This window comes from Pseudoalteromonas sp. B62, from assembly GCF_037162565.1.
GTDB classification, from domain to species: domain Bacteria; phylum Pseudomonadota; class Gammaproteobacteria; order Enterobacterales; family Alteromonadaceae; genus Pseudoalteromonas; species Pseudoalteromonas fuliginea.
Genome location: NZ_JARLVB010000002.1, coordinates 796,716 through 813,285, shown reverse-complemented (window position 1 = coordinate 813,285; position 16,570 = coordinate 796,716). Strand labels below are relative to the sequence as shown.

15 protein-coding genes and 2 pseudogenes are annotated in these 16,570 nt (G+C 39.7%); 8 read left to right on the top strand and 9 right to left on the bottom strand.

Annotation, left to right across the window (positions count from 1 at the left end; translation table 11 throughout):
- Positions 1-10 precede the first annotated feature (10 nt).
- The 8 genes from P4S71_RS08150 to lptM all read right to left on the bottom strand — a co-directional run bounded on the left by P4S71_RS08150 (position 11) and on the right by lptM (position 6,131).
- The gene (locus P4S71_RS08150) at positions 11-367 is read right to left on the bottom strand and encodes a HopJ type III effector protein (RefSeq protein WP_149594653.1); all 357 of its coding nucleotides are present in this window, start codon (positions 365-367) and stop codon (positions 11-13) included.
- A gap of 21 nt (positions 368-388) precedes the next feature.
- Complete coding sequence (locus P4S71_RS08145) at positions 389-1,492, bottom strand: retroviral-like aspartic protease family protein (protein ID WP_096793967.1); 1,104 nt, start codon at positions 1,490-1,492, stop codon at positions 389-391.
- A gap of 28 nt (positions 1,493-1,520) precedes the next feature.
- Entirely contained in the window at positions 1,521-2,228 is a 708-nt protein-coding gene (locus P4S71_RS08140) for an HAD-IA family hydrolase (RefSeq protein WP_337150434.1), read from the bottom strand.
- Positions 2,229-2,238: 10 nt separating this feature from the next.
- The gene (locus tag P4S71_RS08135; protein WP_096793965.1) at positions 2,239-3,183 is read right to left on the bottom strand and encodes a tyrosine recombinase XerC; all 945 of its coding nucleotides are present in this window, start codon (positions 3,181-3,183) and stop codon (positions 2,239-2,241) included.
- Positions 3,180-3,791 carry a DUF484 family protein gene (locus P4S71_RS08130; RefSeq protein WP_008136155.1) on the bottom strand — a complete coding sequence of 204 codons (612 nt, stop codon included), beginning with the start codon at positions 3,789-3,791 and terminating at the stop codon, positions 3,180-3,182. Before P4S71_RS08130 ends, P4S71_RS08135 begins: the two co-directional genes overlap by 4 nt.
- Positions 3,788-4,618, bottom strand: a complete 831-nt coding sequence (gene dapF, locus P4S71_RS08125) for a diaminopimelate epimerase (protein WP_007377332.1) — start codon at positions 4,616-4,618, stop codon at positions 3,788-3,790. Before dapF ends, P4S71_RS08130 begins: the two co-directional genes overlap by 4 nt.
- Positions 4,619-4,682: 64 nt before the next feature.
- Positions 4,683-5,936 carry a diaminopimelate decarboxylase gene (gene lysA / locus P4S71_RS08120; RefSeq protein ID WP_008136156.1) on the bottom strand — a complete coding sequence of 418 codons (1,254 nt, stop codon included), beginning with the start codon at positions 5,934-5,936 and terminating at the stop codon, positions 4,683-4,685.
- Positions 5,937-6,131 carry an LPS translocon maturation chaperone LptM gene (gene lptM / locus P4S71_RS08115; RefSeq protein WP_008136157.1) on the bottom strand — a complete coding sequence of 65 codons (195 nt, stop codon included), beginning with the start codon at positions 6,129-6,131 and terminating at the stop codon, positions 5,937-5,939.
- 157 nt (positions 6,132-6,288) lie between these two features.
- Here lptM and cyaY point away from each other — a divergent pair, with 157 nt between their 5' ends.
- The 8 genes and pseudogenes from cyaY to add all read left to right on the top strand — a co-directional run bounded on the left by cyaY (position 6,289) and on the right by add (position 16,068).
- The gene (cyaY, locus tag P4S71_RS08110; protein WP_007377335.1) at positions 6,289-6,612 is read left to right on the top strand and encodes an iron donor protein CyaY; all 324 of its coding nucleotides are present in this window, start codon (positions 6,289-6,291) and stop codon (positions 6,610-6,612) included.
- Positions 6,609-7,265, top strand: coding sequence for an alpha/beta hydrolase (locus P4S71_RS08105; RefSeq protein WP_007377336.1), 657 nt, complete (start codon positions 6,609-6,611; stop codon positions 7,263-7,265). Before cyaY ends, P4S71_RS08105 begins: the two co-directional genes overlap by 4 nt.
- Before the next feature lie 22 nt (positions 7,266-7,287).
- Positions 7,288-8,264, top strand: a pseudogene (locus P4S71_RS08100) (DUF2914 domain-containing protein).
- 35 nt (positions 8,265-8,299) lie between these two features.
- On the top strand, positions 8,300-9,238 hold the full coding sequence (gene hemC / locus P4S71_RS08095) for a hydroxymethylbilane synthase (RefSeq protein WP_007377338.1): 939 nt from the start codon (positions 8,300-8,302) through the stop codon (positions 9,236-9,238).
- Positions 9,239-11,080, top strand: coding sequence for a uroporphyrinogen-III synthase (locus tag P4S71_RS08090; protein WP_337150433.1), 1,842 nt, complete (start codon positions 9,239-9,241; stop codon positions 11,078-11,080). It begins immediately after the preceding gene.
- Positions 11,077-12,186 carry a heme biosynthesis HemY N-terminal domain-containing protein gene (locus P4S71_RS08085; protein WP_337150432.1) on the top strand — a complete coding sequence of 370 codons (1,110 nt, stop codon included), beginning with the start codon at positions 11,077-11,079 and terminating at the stop codon, positions 12,184-12,186. Before P4S71_RS08090 ends, P4S71_RS08085 begins: the two co-directional genes overlap by 4 nt.
- Before the next feature lie 73 nt (positions 12,187-12,259).
- Positions 12,260-14,941, top strand: a pseudogene (locus P4S71_RS08080) (CHASE domain-containing protein).
- Positions 14,942-15,066: 125 nt separating this feature from the next.
- Positions 15,067-16,068 carry an adenosine deaminase gene (add, locus tag P4S71_RS08075; protein ID WP_008136170.1) on the top strand — a complete coding sequence of 334 codons (1,002 nt, stop codon included), beginning with the start codon at positions 15,067-15,069 and terminating at the stop codon, positions 16,066-16,068.
- Between the two features lie 54 nt (positions 16,069-16,122).
- Here the strand turns inward: add and P4S71_RS08070 are convergent, their stop codons facing one another.
- Positions 16,123-16,533 (bottom strand): CBS domain-containing protein, encoded by a 411-nt coding sequence (locus P4S71_RS08070; RefSeq protein WP_007377343.1) that lies wholly within the window; start codon positions 16,531-16,533, stop codon positions 16,123-16,125.
- Between the last annotated feature and the right edge of the window lie 37 nt (positions 16,534-16,570).

Genomic DNA, 16,570 nt, shown 5'->3' with positions numbered 1-16,570 from the left:
TTTTTGCGGGCTATTTTTCTTTTAGTGGCTCGCCTTCAAAGGTAATACCTAAAAAAGGTGTTGCCTCTGGTGCTAACATGAAAGTGCGAATGTTCATATGATCATCCCCTTTTGGGTTTTGCAGCACGTCTTCTCGGTAAAACTTACCAAAGCAATCTAACGTATTTTGTTTACTTAAATCGTTTAATTTAGCAAACGCAAAAATTTTACATGAGCCGTTGTTCTCACTCGCAGCGCTAAGTAATCCATGGTTATTAAAGCCACATGCAGTAAAGTCGTAATTTGCTTCAATCACCGCCATTGTATCGGTAAATTGAATGCTTTTTGGGTTTTCAGCAAGTGCTTTTAAATAGTTATTTAGTGTCATGTGTTACCTTTGGATTTTTAATTATTTAGCGCTCAACTCTAGCTCATCTGTTTGCTGATTTATATTGAATTTAAATCGCGATAAAAAGTTCATCCCTAGCAAACCTTGTCCGCGTGTGTTTTCAATGCTCAACACTTCAAAACCATAAATAATTTGCGAGCCCACTTTAAACGATTCAATTTGATAACGTTTTACAACAATTTGACCGTTAGCTGTGTTTACCGTTACATCGCCTAAATATAAAGGTTGTGGCGAAATTTGCTCAATTATACTTGTAGGTAGTGAGGTTACGCTTGCGCCTGTATCAATCATTAGTTCGGTTGATAGATTATTATTTATTTCGGTGTTTATTAAGTAGTGCGCGCCGTAAGGCGTTAAAGCAACGAAGTCGTCTTGCGATTGTACTTTATTGATCATAGCTTGCAGTGTTTGCACTTGGCTTTTCAGATTGTGCTGGTTTGGCATTCGATCGAGGGTTGCTTGTGCGCTAATTAAATCGCCTTGCTGATAGTAGGCATACGCAAGCGGATATAAAAACTGTGCGTTATCGCTTTTATAGTCGAGCCAAATTTGTGTTTGCTCAATAATAGCTTGCCAATTTTGTTGCTCAGTTAATGTGTGTAATTCGTTTTGAGTGAGCGTATTTAAACGTGTATTTACGTTACTTTGCTGATCAGCAGGCAGTAATGAATTAAGCTCAAATAAAGCAATAATGGCATTTTGTGTTTGCTCGCTATTTATTAAATACTCAACCTGTAAATTAAGTAACTCTACGTTATAAGGGTTATTATTTAATAGCGCATTGAGAAATGATTCGCTAAGTAATAAATTGCTATTTAGCCATATTTTAAGCTGTATCAGCCATGATGAATAAAGGTTTATTGCGATTTCTGGATTGCTGCTTTTGAGTTGTTGATAGCTACTAAGTGCGGCTTCAAATTGGTGTTTTTTAAACTGCTGCTTTGCCGTATTTAATAGCGTATTTTGCTGTTTAGGCGATATGCTTTTTTCAGTACCTTGCGTTTTTTGTACTTTGGTTGGCGCGGGCTGCGGCCACAATAAATAAGCGTTAAGGCTAAGTGAGCCAATTAATAACAAGGTAATTGGCTTGGTATAGTGGCTCATTGTGACCTCTTATTTAATGCAATTGGTATTATTTAATAAAGCGCGTTAGGGCATGAATATTGGCTATTTCAATATCAGCTAGCCCTTTATAAGCATAATTGGCGTCTTGATCGTTTAACCATACCGATTGGCAACCGGCATTATTTGCGCCTTGTACGTCGGTATCTAGGCTATCGCCAATGTGTAAAATTTCACTTTTAGCAACGTTTAAGTGCTCGGCGGCTTTATCAAATAAGGTGCTGTGAGGTTTTGCTTTACCGTGCATACCTGCTTGTAATACTAGCTCAAATTTATCGTGTAAGTTAAAGCGTTCAATTTCAACATTACCATTAGTTATAGCAACCAGCGTAAAGTGCTGGGCTAAGTTATCTAGCAGCTTTAGTACGTCATCGGTTACTACTATTTTACTGCGCGCATCGGCAAAGGCGTTGTAGGCAGCATCGGCATGATGCTCTACCTCTTCCTCATTCAAATCTAGTTTAGAAAGGGCTAAGCGCAATGTATGTTGGCGCCATTTAGTGACGTTATCAGCAAGTTCAGGTAACTGTAATACGGCCTCATTGCGGCATTGTTGCCAGTATTTTGGGCCTTGGGCTAAGTAGCTAGGGAGCGCATTTAAATAATCTTGCTGCGCTTTAACCGCTGCTTTTATAATGGGGTGATTGTTGTAAAGAGTGTCGTCTAAATCAAAGCTCATGACAGAAAATGGCTTAATAGCACGATTAAATCGGATCATTTTTATTTACCTAATCAGTTCGTTTTTTTGCACGAGGGTGAGTGTTGTCGTACACCTTGGCTAAATGTTGAAAATCTAAATGCGTATACACTTGTGTAGCTGACAAACTGCTGTGCCCTAGTAATTCTTGCACGGCGCGTAAATCACCAGATGATTCTAAAATATGTGACGCGAACGAGTGGCGCAGCTTATGCGGGTGAACCTGCGAGCTAATACCTTGTTTTATTCCCCACTCTTGCATACGCAGGCGTACTTGGCGAATCGAAATACGATTTTTTTGGCTACTTAAAAAAACGGCTATTTCATCGGGCTTTGTAAACTGAGGGCGTATTGTGAGCCATTTTTTTAATGCGTCTAACGCTTTTTTACCCACCGGAATTAACCGCTCTTTATTGCCTTTACCACGCACTAAAATTTCGCCATTGGCAGCGCTAATGTCTTGCATGTTAGCGCCAACTAACTCGCTTATACGCAGCCCTGATGAATACATCAACTCCATCATTGCTTTATCTCTAATAGCGAGAGGTTCGTCGTCGGGTATTTCGAGCAAGCGTGCCATTTGATCTACATCGAGGTTTTTAGGTAAAGGCTTTGCAAACTTAGGGCCTTTTATACCCACTGCCGGATTATGGTAATGCGATTGCTCGGCAATGTTTTTTGCTTTTAAAAACTTATACAAACTGCGAATGCAGCTGAGCTTTAAGCTAATAGTACGGCCACTTAATTGTTTTGAACGCAGTGCCATGCTGTAGCGGCGAATATGCTCGCCTTGCACGCCAAACCAGTCATCACATAATTTGTTAAAATAAAGAGCTGCAAAGCTAAGCTGGCTTACGTATTGATTAACTGTGTGCGCTGAATATTGTTTTTCAAACTTTAAATAGTCGCTAAATAGCATTATGGGTGTGCGCCAATTGTCGCTTAATTGGGTAATGTTAGGCGCGTCTTCACTCATGCTAGTTCAAGTAAACGTAGTTGTAATGAACGTACAAAATCGAGAGCAAATAAATTATCTTGTGTGGGCTCAAAATGGTTAGCATTATTGCTACCAAAAGCCAATATGGCAATTGGGTTTACAGCCTCTCCAATTAAGTAAATAGCCGTTGATTGTGTTGTTTCATTAAATAACAACAGGCTTTCTTGTTGATCTATGCGGCCTAAATAATGGCTTGAATTAGTTAGGCGGTGAGCAATCAGTTCATCATAATTTTTGTTGTACTTTAATAATTTACAATTGCTTATTGTTGGGTTTGTGCAAATAATATTTTGTAAGTTACTTGCTAATGTATTGAAGTCGTAGTTACTCCAAAGCTGGCGATGACATTGACTAAATAAGCGATAAACAAACTCGTTTTGAGTTGCGTGTTGGCTCATGGTCTCTATTTGGTTTTTTAAAAGCGTATTATGCTCGCGTAGCTGGCGTTGTTGAATATGTACTAGCGATGTTGTACCTTGAGTTTGCTGCTGCAGTTCAAGTTGGACTAGTAGTTCTGGATGCTGAATTAAAAAATCAGGGTGTTGCTGCAAGTAATCAATAACTTGCTCTTTATTTAGCTCGGTCATAGCGCGACTTGTCCATCGAATACATGCTCTGCTGGGCCTGTCATACGTACTGGGTGACCTTCGCCACTCCAGCGTACTTGCAAACTTCCACCTGGCAAATCGACTTGAACGGTTGTTGATAATTTATTTTGAATATGACCAATAACCATTGCTGCACACGCGCCAGTTCCACACGCTAGGGTTTCGTTAACGCCGCGCTCCCAAACTCTTAATTTAATGTGCTCTTGCGATACAACCTGCATAAAGCCAATGTTCGCTTTTTGCGGAAAGCGTTCATGGTTTTCAAGCAATGGACCCAATATATCAACTTGGGCGGTAGTGATATCGTCAACTTCCAGCACACAATGCGGATTACCCATAGATACCGCGCCACTAAATACCGTGTGCTCTTGCGTTCTAATAATATAAGTAAGCTCACGCTTGCTGGCTTTTAAAGGGATTTTACTTGGCTCAAAATTAGGATGGCCCATGTTAACCGTTACTTGACCGTCTTTTTCTATGTAGAGCGTTAAGTTGCCCGACTTGGTCGATACGCTAATTTTGTGCTTGTTAGTAAGGCCTTTCATACGTACAAAACGGGCAAAACAGCGTGCGCCGTTGCCGCATTGCTCTACTTCGGTACCGTCGGCATTAAAAATTCGATAATGAAAGTCGAGATCGGGAGAGTACGGCGCTTCAACCATCAGTAATTGGTCAAAGCCAATGCCAAAATGGCGATCTGCCAGTTTTTTGATTTGATCTCGCGACAAAAAAACATTTTGTGTAATGTTATCAATCACAACAAAGTCGTTGCCTAAGCCGTGCATTTTGGAAAAATTAACTAACATAGCGCTCTAATTCGGTTTTGCTCTGTGCTAATCATGCCACAGAGCAGCTAGTAGACAAAAACGTTTATGGTAAAACTTTCTCACCTTGATAAAGGCTTTCAATAGTTTCGCGTTCGCGAATAAGGTGATGCTGCTGACCATCTACCATTATTTCTGCAACACGCGGGCGCGAGTTGTAGTTTGAGCTCATGGTAAAACCATATGCCCCCGCACTTCTTTGTGCGAGTAAATCGCCTTGTTTGAGTGCAAGTTCGCGGTCTTTTCCTAAAAAGTCGCCGGTTTCGCACACCGGCCCCACAATATCAAAGTTGTGAGTCGGTGTTTCGTCGTTGCGCACGGATACCGGAATAATTTTTTGCCACGCTTGATAAAGCGCAGGGCGAAGCATATCGTTCATACCAGCATCTACAATGGCAAAAAATTTGTCTTGGTTTTGTTTAATAAATTCAACTTGAGTAACTAAAATACCTGCGTTAGCTGCAATAGCGCGCCCTGGTTCAAAAATTAGTTCAAGGTGTTTATAGTTAGCTAAGCGCTCGGTAACTTGCGCTGCATATTCACTTGGGTGCGGTGGTTGCTCATTGTTATATGGCACGCCTAAACCGCCACCAATATCTAAATGAGTTAGCTCAATACCGTTAGTTTTTAGCTCATCAATAAGCGCCATTAGTTTATCAAGGGCTTCTAAAAAAGGTCTGACTTGCGTTAATTGAGAGCCAATATGACAATCGACACCAATTACTTTTAAACCAGGTAAAGCCGCTGCTTGTTGATAAACACTCACTGCTGTTTGAATATCAATACCAAATTTATTCTCTTTTAAACCGGTAGAAATATACGGATGTGTTTTTGCATCTATATCGGGGTTTACGCGAATAGAAATAGGCGCTTCTAGGTTAAGCTCGCAAGCCACTTCAGAAATACGTTCAAGCTCAGAGGCTGATTCAACGTTAAAACATTTAATACCCAGCTTTAATGCATACGCTATTTCGTCAGACGTTTTAGCCACGCCTGAAAAAACCACTTTAGAGGCGTCGCCACCTGCTTTAATTACACGCGCAAGTTCGCCTTTGGATACAATATCGAAACCCGAACCTAAGCGCGCTAATATATTAAGCACGGCAATATTTGAGTTTGCTTTTACAGCGTAACATACCAGGCTTTTGTGATTTGTAGTGGCGTTAGCAAACGCTAAGTAATGGCGCTCAAATGTAGCACGCGAGTAAACATAACATGGCGTACCGTATTGCTGCGCTATGCTTGCCACACTGACGTCTTCGGCAAATAATTGGTTGTTTTTGTAATTAAAATAATCCATTTATTGCTCCTGACTTTGCTGTGCTTTGGCTTGCTCAGCGGTAGTGGCTGGCTGAGCTGTATTTTGAGGTTGGTTTTGCTCTGTTTGTGGCTCTGGTAAATATAACGGACCGCTTTGTCCGCAGCCAGCTAAGGCGCTTAACAGTACAGTGCTTATTAATAGTTTTTTTAATTGTAAGGTATGTGTCGCTTTCATTAGATTAATACGGTTGCTGGCTTTATAATCGCAGAGTAACAGAATATCTAAAAAATGCAGCTATTCGCGGATGATTTTATTCCTGTTACACTAGCTGCACATTTTTAAAGCTAAAACGTACCCAATATTAGGCGGCTCGCCTGCAAAGGAAATAACAATGACTGAACACGAATATCACCAATTAGCCGAAGCCCTTATGTTCACTATTGAAGAGCAGGTTGATGATTGCGAAGCTGATTTAGATTATGAATCGGCACAAGGTATTTTAGAAATTATTTTTCCTGATAAAAGTAAAATAGTGATCAATAAGCAAGCACCTCTTCATCAAGTATGGGTTGCGACTAAGTTTAACGGACATCATTTTGAAATGCGTGATGGGTTATGGATTGATAACCGCTCTGGCGCTGAATTTTGGGCATTTATTAATGAAGCGTCAACGCGCCAAGCTGGCCAAGAAGTTAAATGGCAATCAACACTATGAGTTTAGAATTTGTAGAATACCCAGCCCAAGGTGAGCACAAAGCGACCGTTATTTGGTTACATGGCTTAGGCGACTCTGGTGATGGTTTTGCACCAGTAGCACCGCAATTAAACCTACCAAGCGAGCTTGGTATACGGTTTATTTTTCCGCATGCGCCAGTGCAACCGGTCACCATAAATGGTGGTATGGAAATGCGCTCTTGGTACGATATTAAATCTATAGAGTTAGATAAACGCGCTGATGAGCAAGGAGTGAGAGATTCGGCTGCTAAAGTAGAAGAATTAATCAACACAGAAATAGCAAATGGCATACCTGCTAATAAAATTATTTTAGCTGGTTTTTCTCAAGGTGGTGTTGTGTCACTGCATTTAGCGCCGCGCTTTGAGCAAAAGCTTGGCGGTGTTATGGCGCTTTCTACTTATATGTGTGTGCCACAAAAATTTGCTGATGAAGCAAAACATACCGATTTAAATGTATTTATGGCGCATGGTAGTCAAGATAATGTTGTACCTTATAGCGCAGGTAAAAGTGCGTTTGAAGTATTAACAGCACATAACATGGATGTAAGCTGGCAAGAATATCCAATGGCTCATCAAGTTTGCGCAGAAGAATTGCAAGCTATTCGCCAATGGTTGGTTGCTCGTTTAAGTTAATTTTGGAATCGCTGAGGTCAATATGAGTCAAAAAATAGTTATTAAAGCAAATGTTAAACGCGAACTACAAGAGAGCTTACCAACGGTAAGTTACGAGTGGAATTGGCGTCGTATTGTGAGTATTGCTATGTTGGTATTAATGACCTCTGCAGCTGTTGTGTATGGTTTAACAACGTCAGTCAGTGCAGAACAAGGCGAGCATCCAAATGAGCAAGAGCACTTTTTAAGTTTTAGTAATAACGCAGAGAACCAGACAATCGATGAAGTAACGGATGTTGAGCCAGAATTATCGGTAAACAATATCCCTGATGAGTCTATGGAGATAACGCAGATGAGTATCGAACCGTTGTCAGCTGCGCAAAACGAAAATCAAAAAACATCTCAAGTAAAACACTAGGCGAAGTCGATCTTGTAAATAATAATACGGCTTTATTAGCTAACAACGATATTGTTACTGATCAAAGCGAAAGCATTAATATAGAGTTAAACTCAAATATTGATAATGAAGTACAAGAAGAAATCGCAGAAGCTCAAAATGAAGCTGAGCTAGCCAATCAGAGCGACTTACTCTTAGAGCTAGAAAACGATGATGGCGCATTGAGTGGCACGGAAGGTTTTTCGCCTACCGCGCAAGTTGCAAGTGTGGCATTGGGCGCGCAAATAGACACGGGTAAAATTAGCCGTGCAGTACTTACTCGAAAAGTAAGCCGACGTGAGCCTACAAATGTGTTTGCTGCTGACATTCGTTTAAGTCAGTTTGAGGAGTCATTATCATTTTTTAGTGAACTTAAAGGCTTACAAGGTCAGCAGGTAAAGCATGTGTGGTCTTTTGAGGGCACTACGATGGCTGAAATTTCGCTCAATGTAACCTCTACTCGCTACAGAACATACTCAACGAAAAATATTATGGCCACGCAAACAGGTCACTGGCGTGTAGATGTCGTTGATGGGCAAGGTAACTTGATAGCTCAAAAAGAATTTAGAATTTTAGCAGACTAAAACTAGCTAAACGCAGTAATTAATTGGATACCCTTATGACAGAAAAAACAAAATTAGTACGTATCGCAACGCGTAAAAGCGCCTTAGCACTTTGGCAGGCCGAATTTGTGAAAGCAGAGCTTGAGCGTTTTCATGCAGATGTGTGCGTAGAATTAGTCCCTATGTCGACGCAAGGGGATATAATTTTAGATACGCCATTGGCTAAAATTGGCGGTAAAGGCTTATTTGTTAAAGAGTTAGAGCAAGCTATGTTAGATGGTCGCGCTGATATTGCCGTGCATTCTATGAAAGACGTGCCAGTAGAGTTCCCAGAAGGATTGGAACTACATACTATTTGTGAGCGTGAGGATCCGCGTGATGCGTTTGTATCAAATAACTTTGCTAATTTAGGCGAGTTACCACAGGGCGCTATTGTAGGTACTTCTAGTTTGCGTCGTCAGTGTCAAATTAAAGCGCTTCGCCCTGATTTAGATATTCGTGATTTACGCGGCAATGTAAATACGCGTTTAGGTAAATTAGATGACGGCCAATACGATGCTATTATTTTAGCGGCAGCGGGGCTTATTCGCTTAGAAATGGAGTCGCGTATTGCTGATTACATTGAGCCAGAAGTGTCATTACCAGCAAATGGTCAAGGCGCTGTAGGTATCGAGTGTCGTATTGATGATGAAGTAACAAAAGCATTACTTGCACCACTTGAGCATACACAAACACGTATTCGCGTAAACGCAGAGCGCTCTATGAACCGCTATTTAGAAGGTGGCTGCCAAGTTCCTATTGGTGCTTATGCATTAGTTGATGGCGAGCAAGTACATTTACGTGGTTTAGTTGGTGCTGTGGATGGCAGTGAAATTTTACGTGACGAAGTAACAGGTCATGTAAATGACGCAGAAAAATTAGGTATTGAGCTTGCTAAAAAATTACTAGCTCAAGGTGCAGATAAAATATTAGCTGAAGTTTATAGAGACGCATAAATGACACATATTCTGATAACTCGGCCCGAAGGAAAAGGCGCAGCCCTTGCTCAGCAACTTGAGCAAGCGGGTTATCAGGCGTCTTTGTTTCCGGTATTAAAAATAACGCATTTAACACCCTCTAGCACTGAACTTAGTCCGCTGTTAAATGCGGATAAAATAATATTTATATCGCAAGATGCAGTTAGTGCACTTTCGCAATTAAAACCCGATATAAATACCAAAGCGCAGTTTTATGCGGTTGGGCAACAAACAGCCGACATTATATATGAGCAATTTGGTGTGCGCGCAGCAGTACCAAAGCAGTATGATTCAGAAGGGTTGCTTGCGCTTAAATCACTCGCAGAGGTTGATGGCAGTAATATAGTGTTAGTTAAGGGGCAAGGTGGCCGCCCTGAGTTAGCTAAAACGCTCAAAGAGCGCGGTGCTTTTTTAAATAATTGTGTTGTGTACAAACGTGAACCCACAGAGAGTATTCCCCCTAACTGGACAGACCACTGGAAAAGCCAGAATGTACACGGTATAGTCATAACAAGTAATGCTGCAGTTGATGCTATATTTAAAAGCCTTGCTGCACACCAACTACAATGGTTACAACAGTGCCAATTTTATGTTGCCAGCGAGCGGATAGCCGCTTATTTAAAGCTGCAACAAGTAAGCTTGGCTAATATACATATTGCAGCAGGGGCTAGCGATGATGCTATGTTTACCTGCATAAATCAGCAAGGTAGCAACATGAGCGAACAGTCAAAGCCAGTTACGGCAGAAAAAGCCACACCAACAACAGCTAACACAGCCTCAGCTAAATCAACAAAGCAAGAGCCTGCAGCTACAAAAAATACGGCAGACAAAAATAAACAAAAGGTAAGTAAGGTTGCAGCACTTGCGCTTTTGATTTCGTTAATTGTGGCCTCTGGTGTTGGATACGAGTTTTATCGAAAATTAAATGCTGGTAAGGCGCAAAACCTAGCCGTTAATGAGTTAAGCGAGCAAAATAAGTTACTCGTTCAAGAGCTGCAAGCACTTAAATCGGCGCAATCTAATTTACAGCAAGCGCTGTTTAATAGTGAGAAAAAAATTGCCACAGCCCTCAGTGAAAGTGCAGCTCAAAATCAGCAAGAATTGAAAGCAGCTTTGCAAAAGGCGCAGCAACAAGGCTCGTCTCTAAACCCACAAGAAGTAACCAGTTTACAACGTATGGCTGAGTTTAAGCTATGGGCTGAAAAAGATTACCAAGGCACTAGTGCTGTTTTAAAACGCTTAGATGGATTACTTAGTGAGCACCCAGGAACAGTTGAAGTTCGCCAAGCTATTATGCAAGACATACAAACACTTGATAGCCTCAAACCAATAGCAACAGAGGCTATTTATTTACAGCTAAACAGTGCACTTAATAACGTTGATAATTTAGTTTTTAATGCGGTTAATTTACCTGAAGAAGCAGCTGCAATAGATGAAAATGCTTTAAGTGGTGACGTGAGTGATTGGCAGCAAAACTTGAGTAATAGCTGGAATAAAATTGTGGATAGCTTTATTACTATTCGCCAGCACGAAGGTGTTTCCATTGAGCCATTACTTACGGATCAAGAGCGCCATTTAATAAATCAACGAATCAAGCTTAATATAATTCAGGCACAAGATGCACTTATGAGTAAGCAGGCGAGTATTTTCTTTAGTGCCTTAAGTGAAGCAAAACGTTTAGTTGGTGAGTACTTTAAGCAAGACGATGATACAACTAAAACGGTACTTAAAGCGTTGTCTAAACTTGAAAAAGAGCAGCTTAACTTTAATCCAAAAGTAACCTTAAACAGTACACAAAAGGTTAAGGAGTGGGCGCAATGATAGGGCTAATTATTTTAATTGTAGCTATTGTTGTTGTACTAGCGGTTACTCCATTCGTTCTAGATGAAAAAGGTTATGTACTTATTTCATTTAACAATACGACGATAGAAGGCACGATAGTATCGTTTTGTATAATGGCAGTCATTGCCGCTGTTGTTTTATATTTAACATATAAGTTAATTCGTTATTTATTATCGATTTATCATAATACTAAGCATGGCTTTTTTGCACGTAATCAAGAGCGCAAACAAGCAGCTATTGAGCAGGCTCTGTGGAGTGCTATTAACGATGATTATGAGCATGTAGAGCAGGCTTTATCGGGTAATAGTGTGCCAGATAAGTTTGAAGATATTCGCTTAGCATTACTTGCCAAAGCAGCGCTTGCTAATAATCAAACAGATAAAGCACTTGAGCGTTTATTTGAAATAAGCCCTGAGCATCAACTAAAAGTCGCGAAACTTTGGCTAGCAAGTGGCGATAGTAGCGCAATTGAATCGCAGATGCGTGTAAGCGCCGAATCTAAAAAAGCTACTGCGCTTGAGTTAAAGCTGTATACCGAAGTGTTGGTGCAACAGCAGCACTTTAGTGCTTTAGAAGACATTTTACCAAGATTGTTGCGCAAAAAGGTGTTTTCAAGCGAGCAGTGGACATGTGTTTTTAATGCTTACTTTTCAGCTCTGCCAATTGAAAAAATTACACATAAATATAAACAGTTTCCTAAAAAGCTGCAAGCTTATGCGCATACTGCTTATTTAGCGAAAATGGCAGCGATAGGTCAGCTAGCTGTAATTGAGGGCGACTTGATAAAAATGGTTAAACACAACGAACAGCACAATCAACTTGCCCATATCTTAAATGGCGCAGCCAATGCTGATGCAATCAAGTTGCAGACCTGCATTCAAGAGCGCCTTAAAAAAGATGAAAGTAATAATGCTTTATTACTAGCACTTGCTTGCCTTGCCAATGCACAAGGTGACTATGATTTAGCCGCAAGGGTATTTGATAAAGCGTTGAACTCTGAAAATAAAAAACAGTACGCGGAACAAGCTGCGCTAAGCTATAGTAAAAGTGCACAAACTGAGAAAGCACTGGTTTTGTATCAATGAGCTTAAATATGAAAAACTAAACTAAACTAAACTAAACTAAACTAAATGTAAGTACAGGTATAGGAGCTGAGTATTGAAAAATTTATTCGTATTAACTTTCAGCCTAGCCAGTGCTTACTTTTTAACTGGATTTGCTAGTAATCTTCTTCTTTCTATTGATGGTTATGCCGTTGCTTCATGGCCTCCTTCGGGCATTGCACTGGCTGGACTTTTACTGTGGAATCGTAGAGCTTTACCTGGCATCATTATTGGTGCGTTATTAACAAATATAGTTAACCTCGATAGCGCATCTGATATCTTCAATTGGCAAATTGCCATTCAAGCCTTGTTAGTTACTACAGCGTCTGTGTTGCAAGCATGGATAGGCGCTCAATTTATTACAAAAGTTATAAAAGCCCCCTTGATCTCTCTTCTTTAAAGCATTGTATACAAAGCTTATTTATAGCTGGTCCAGTGTGTTGTGTTCTGGCTGCAGGAGTCGGTACGTTTTTATTAGTTAGTAATCACGTAATACCAGCACATGGCGCTATTGATAATTTTATCGCATGGTGGATAGGTGATAGCGTTGGAGTATTAATTTTTACTCCGCTGGTGCTTGCTGGGTTTAACTATCAACAAGTTCAAAATAGGCTGCAGGTTATTATTCCTTCTCTAATGATATATATCATTATTAGTGCAGGATTTTATACTGCGTCTAATTTTAAAAAAGAAAAAGAAATACAAAAACAAGAGCTTAAAATATTGTCTGTTCAAGATGCTATAAGCCAACGAATTGATGAAGTGTCAGCCCATCTAAGCTTGCTAGCAACATTTTTTGCAAGTAGTGATGAGGTGACTTTTGATGAATTTAAGCTATTCACTTCTAAACAGCTTAGTTATAGTCAAGAAATTGTTGCATTTGAATGGGTACCTTACATTTCAGCAGAGCAATTAGCCGATTTTGAACGCTCAGAAAACACTCAATACATTGATGATTACTATGTAAAAGAAAGATGGTCAGAAGGGGTATGGGAGCCAGTAAGTTCACGTGACTTTTATTACCCTGTACTTTATGCATACCCATTGATTGGTAATGTAAGTGTTATTGGTTTTGACTTAGCCTCAAATAAAGGGAGGGCGGCAGCATTACACAAAGCAAAAATTTTAAATGAGCTAGTGCTGAGTGAGCCAATCGATTTAGTACAAAATACGCAAGAAAAAGGTGTGTTATTTTTGCACCCTGTTTTTGGAAACTCCACTACTGAAGATGACTTTAAAGGGTTTGTTGTTGCAGTAGTAAGCCTTAAAAAATTATCGCAATCGTTATTATTTGATCAAAATAACCTCGTTGCAGCTAGCTTTTTAGATGTGACTTTACCCAATCAAAAACAGAGTATTTACACAGCCGATACTCATTCTTTTGAACTATTAAAAGAATACCAATTACTTATTGGCAAGCGGATCTGGCAAGTGCAATTACATGAGCCTGTAGTTAGAACATCATGGTTAATGTATTGGCTTGCACAAATAGTAGGTATGCTATTTGTGTGGTTATTAATAACTTTTTTGATTTCGGTTACTGGTACAAATATACAAATTCGTGAGCAAGTGGCAAAACAAACTCGTGTTTTACGTCAAGAAAAGCAAAAAGCTGATGAAGCAAGCCATATTAAAAGCCAGTTTTTAGCTAATATGAGTCATGAGGTGCGCACACCTATTAATGGTATAAAAGGACTGCATTATTTAGCGCTGCAGCAAAATGATTGGCCACAGGCTCGAACTTATATAGAGCAAGCGGATGGTGCGCTTGGTGTGTTACTGAGGGTATTAAACGATGTACTCGATTTCTCTAAGATGGAAGCTGGCAAACTTGATTTAGTACAAGAACCCATTAATGTGGGTCGCTTAGTGGATGAAGTGACGAATTTAATGCAATTTGAAGTAGATGTTAAGTCACTGGAATTGCATCTCGATTACGATAAAACAACAAACTTAACTATTCATACCGATCCTATTCGTTTAAAACAAATACTTTTAAATTTACTTAATAATGCAGTTAAATTTACAGCGCAAGGCTGCATAACACTTAAAGTATGGCAATCAAAAAAGATGACTTATTTTAGTGTTAACGATACGGGTATTGGTATTAGTGAAGCAGCTCAAAAACAGTTGTTTAAACCTTTTTCTCAAGCCGATAGTTCTACTTCTCGACAATATGGTGGCACAGGACTAGGTTTGAGTATTTGCAAAAAACTGGTTGAGTTGATGGGAGGGGCTATTGATTTAGCTAGCCACGAGGGTAAAGGCTCTACTTTTACATTTAGTGTGCCGTTGAATTCCCCTACCAAAAGCAGAGCAGGTACAGCAACAATATAATGAGATAGATGTTGAGAGCTTATCGTTTACTGATTATAAGCTGCTTTTAGTTGAGGACAATTCTTTAAATCAACATGTTGCTAGTGCAATATTAAAGACCAAGGGGTGTGTAGCTGATATTGCGAGTGATGGGTTTGAAGCAATAAAAATGTTGACTACCAATAGTTATGACATTGTGCTGATGGATATTCAAATGCCAAATATGGATGGTTTACAGGCAACCAAAGTTATCCGTAATGATTTAGGGCTGATTGATTTACCTATTATTGGTTTGTCTGCCAACGCGCATGATGATGATGTTAAAAAAGCAGTTGCTTGTGGAATGGATAACTATATAACCAAGCCAATTGATGCTAATACGCTATTTAAAACACTGTGGCATCATTTATCACATAAATAAGTTACGTTATTTTTGCACAAAAAGCAGACATATGACCGCTTAAACTTACCGCAAACCATATAGACTTGAAAAATAACTATATCTGCGTATCATGCGCGCAAATTTAACTAAACTGGGTTGCTATTATGATCAATAGAAAATTACCTTTGCTAGATATTCACCGCCATTTAGACGGTAATGTACGTGCGCAAACCATATTAGAACTTGGTCGTCAGTTTAATATAGAGTTACCTGCAGATAATGTTGAGGCACTCATTCCTCATGTTCAAGTTATTGATCCTGAGCCAAATCTTATGGCTTTTTTACAAAAGTTAGATTGGGGTGTTGCAGTACTTGGCGACTACGATGCGTGTAGGCGCATAGCGATTGAAAACATTGAAGATGCTCAAGCCCAAGGCCTTGATTACGTAGAGCTTCGTTTTAGCCCTTACTATATGGCACAAAGCCAAGGTTTACACCCGCAAGGGGTTGTAGAAGCGGTTGTTGATGGTATTAAATCAGCAACAAAAGGCGCAAACATAAAAGCAAATTTAATTGGTATTTTATCGCGTACTTATGGCGTAAAAACATGCCAGAAAGAGCTTGATGCATTACTCGCATTTAAAAATGATTTAGTAGCGGTTGATTTAGCCGGTGACGAAATTGGCTTCCCGGGTGAGTTGTTTGTAGCGCACTTTAAACAGGTACGAAATGCCTATTTAGCATCGACTATTCATGCTGGAGAAGCTCTTGGTGCTCCGAGTATTTGGCAAGCAATTAATGAATTAGGGGCGAGCCGAATAGGGCATGGCGTTAAAGCCATTGAAGATCCAAAGCTCATGGATTACTTACGCGATAATCGCATTGGTATTGAGTCATGCTTAACAAGTAATATTCAAACCAGTACAGTGAGCGACCTAGCTAAGCATCCACTTAAGCAGTTTTTAGATCACGGTATTTTAGCGTGTATTAATACTGATGATCCTGCTGTGGAAGGGATTGAAATTGAGTATGAATATGCAGTTGCAGCACCTCAAGCTGGTTTATCTCAAGCTGATATGGAAAAAGCCCAAGCAAATGCATTAGAAATAGCATTTTTAAGCGATGGCGATAAAAAAGAACTTTCGGCAATCGTTAGCGCACGTTAATTTAAGAGTATTAAAAATGCCGCTTTATATAAGCGGCATTTTGTTATCTGCAATTTAGTGTGTTTGGCAGCTTATGTAATTATCGTAAAGTGCTTTAAGTACATCTGCCCGGCTGATCATACCGATTACTTTAATGCCATCTACAACTGGGTAGTTTTTTGGTTTACCAGGCTGCATTTTTTCAGCAAGCTCAATAATATTTGTATCACCATCTATAGTAACGACTCCTGTTTGCATAAGCTGCGATACTTTTACTATGCCATCACAAAAATAACTGCTTTGCATAAGTGGCTTTAAAAGCTCTTGTTCGGAAATAAATCCGACTAGGCATTTATCTTTATCGAATACTGGTGCACCAAGCAGTTTAAATTTTTGTAGTTCTGCTATGGCTGTCGTCATTTCTGTATCTGGTGTGATATTTGGCAACTTGCGTTGCATAAAATCTTTTACTTTTGTATTTAGCATTTGGGTCTCTCCCGCTGATGTTCTATACAAAGTATGG

Bases quoted from the DNA above. Each gene is read 5' to 3' on its own strand.
- P4S71_RS08150 (WP_149594653.1), bottom strand. From the start codon at position 367: ATGACACTAAATAACTATTTAAAAGCACTTGCTGAAAACCCAAAAAGC.
- P4S71_RS08145 (WP_096793967.1), bottom strand. From the start codon at position 1,492: ATGAGCCACTATACCAAGCCAATTACCTTGTTATTAATTGGCTCACTT.
- P4S71_RS08140 (WP_337150434.1), bottom strand. From the start codon at position 2,228: ATGATCCGATTTAATCGTGCTATTAAGCCATTTTCTGTCATGAGCTTT.
- P4S71_RS08135 (WP_096793965.1), bottom strand. From the start codon at position 3,183: ATGAGTGAAGACGCGCCTAACATTACCCAATTAAGCGACAATTGGCGC.
- P4S71_RS08130 (WP_008136155.1), bottom strand. From the start codon at position 3,791: ATGACCGAGCTAAATAAAGAGCAAGTTATTGATTACTTGCAGCAACAC.
- dapF (WP_007377332.1), bottom strand. From the start codon at position 4,618: ATGTTAGTTAATTTTTCCAAAATGCACGGCTTAGGCAACGACTTTGTT.
- lysA (WP_008136156.1), bottom strand. From the start codon at position 5,936: ATGGATTATTTTAATTACAAAAACAACCAATTATTTGCCGAAGACGTC.
- lptM (WP_008136157.1), bottom strand. From the start codon at position 6,131: ATGAAAGCGACACATACCTTACAATTAAAAAAACTATTAATAAGCACT.
- cyaY (WP_007377335.1), top strand. From the start codon at position 6,289: ATGACTGAACACGAATATCACCAATTAGCCGAAGCCCTTATGTTCACT.
- P4S71_RS08105 (WP_007377336.1), top strand. From the start codon at position 6,609: ATGAGTTTAGAATTTGTAGAATACCCAGCCCAAGGTGAGCACAAAGCG.
- hemC (WP_007377338.1), top strand. From the start codon at position 8,300: ATGACAGAAAAAACAAAATTAGTACGTATCGCAACGCGTAAAAGCGCC.
- P4S71_RS08090 (WP_337150433.1), top strand. From the start codon at position 9,239: ATGACACATATTCTGATAACTCGGCCCGAAGGAAAAGGCGCAGCCCTT.
- P4S71_RS08085 (WP_337150432.1), top strand. From the start codon at position 11,077: ATGATAGGGCTAATTATTTTAATTGTAGCTATTGTTGTTGTACTAGCG.
- add (WP_008136170.1), top strand. From the start codon at position 15,067: ATGATCAATAGAAAATTACCTTTGCTAGATATTCACCGCCATTTAGAC.
- P4S71_RS08070 (WP_007377343.1), bottom strand. From the start codon at position 16,533: ATGCTAAATACAAAAGTAAAAGATTTTATGCAACGCAAGTTGCCAAAT.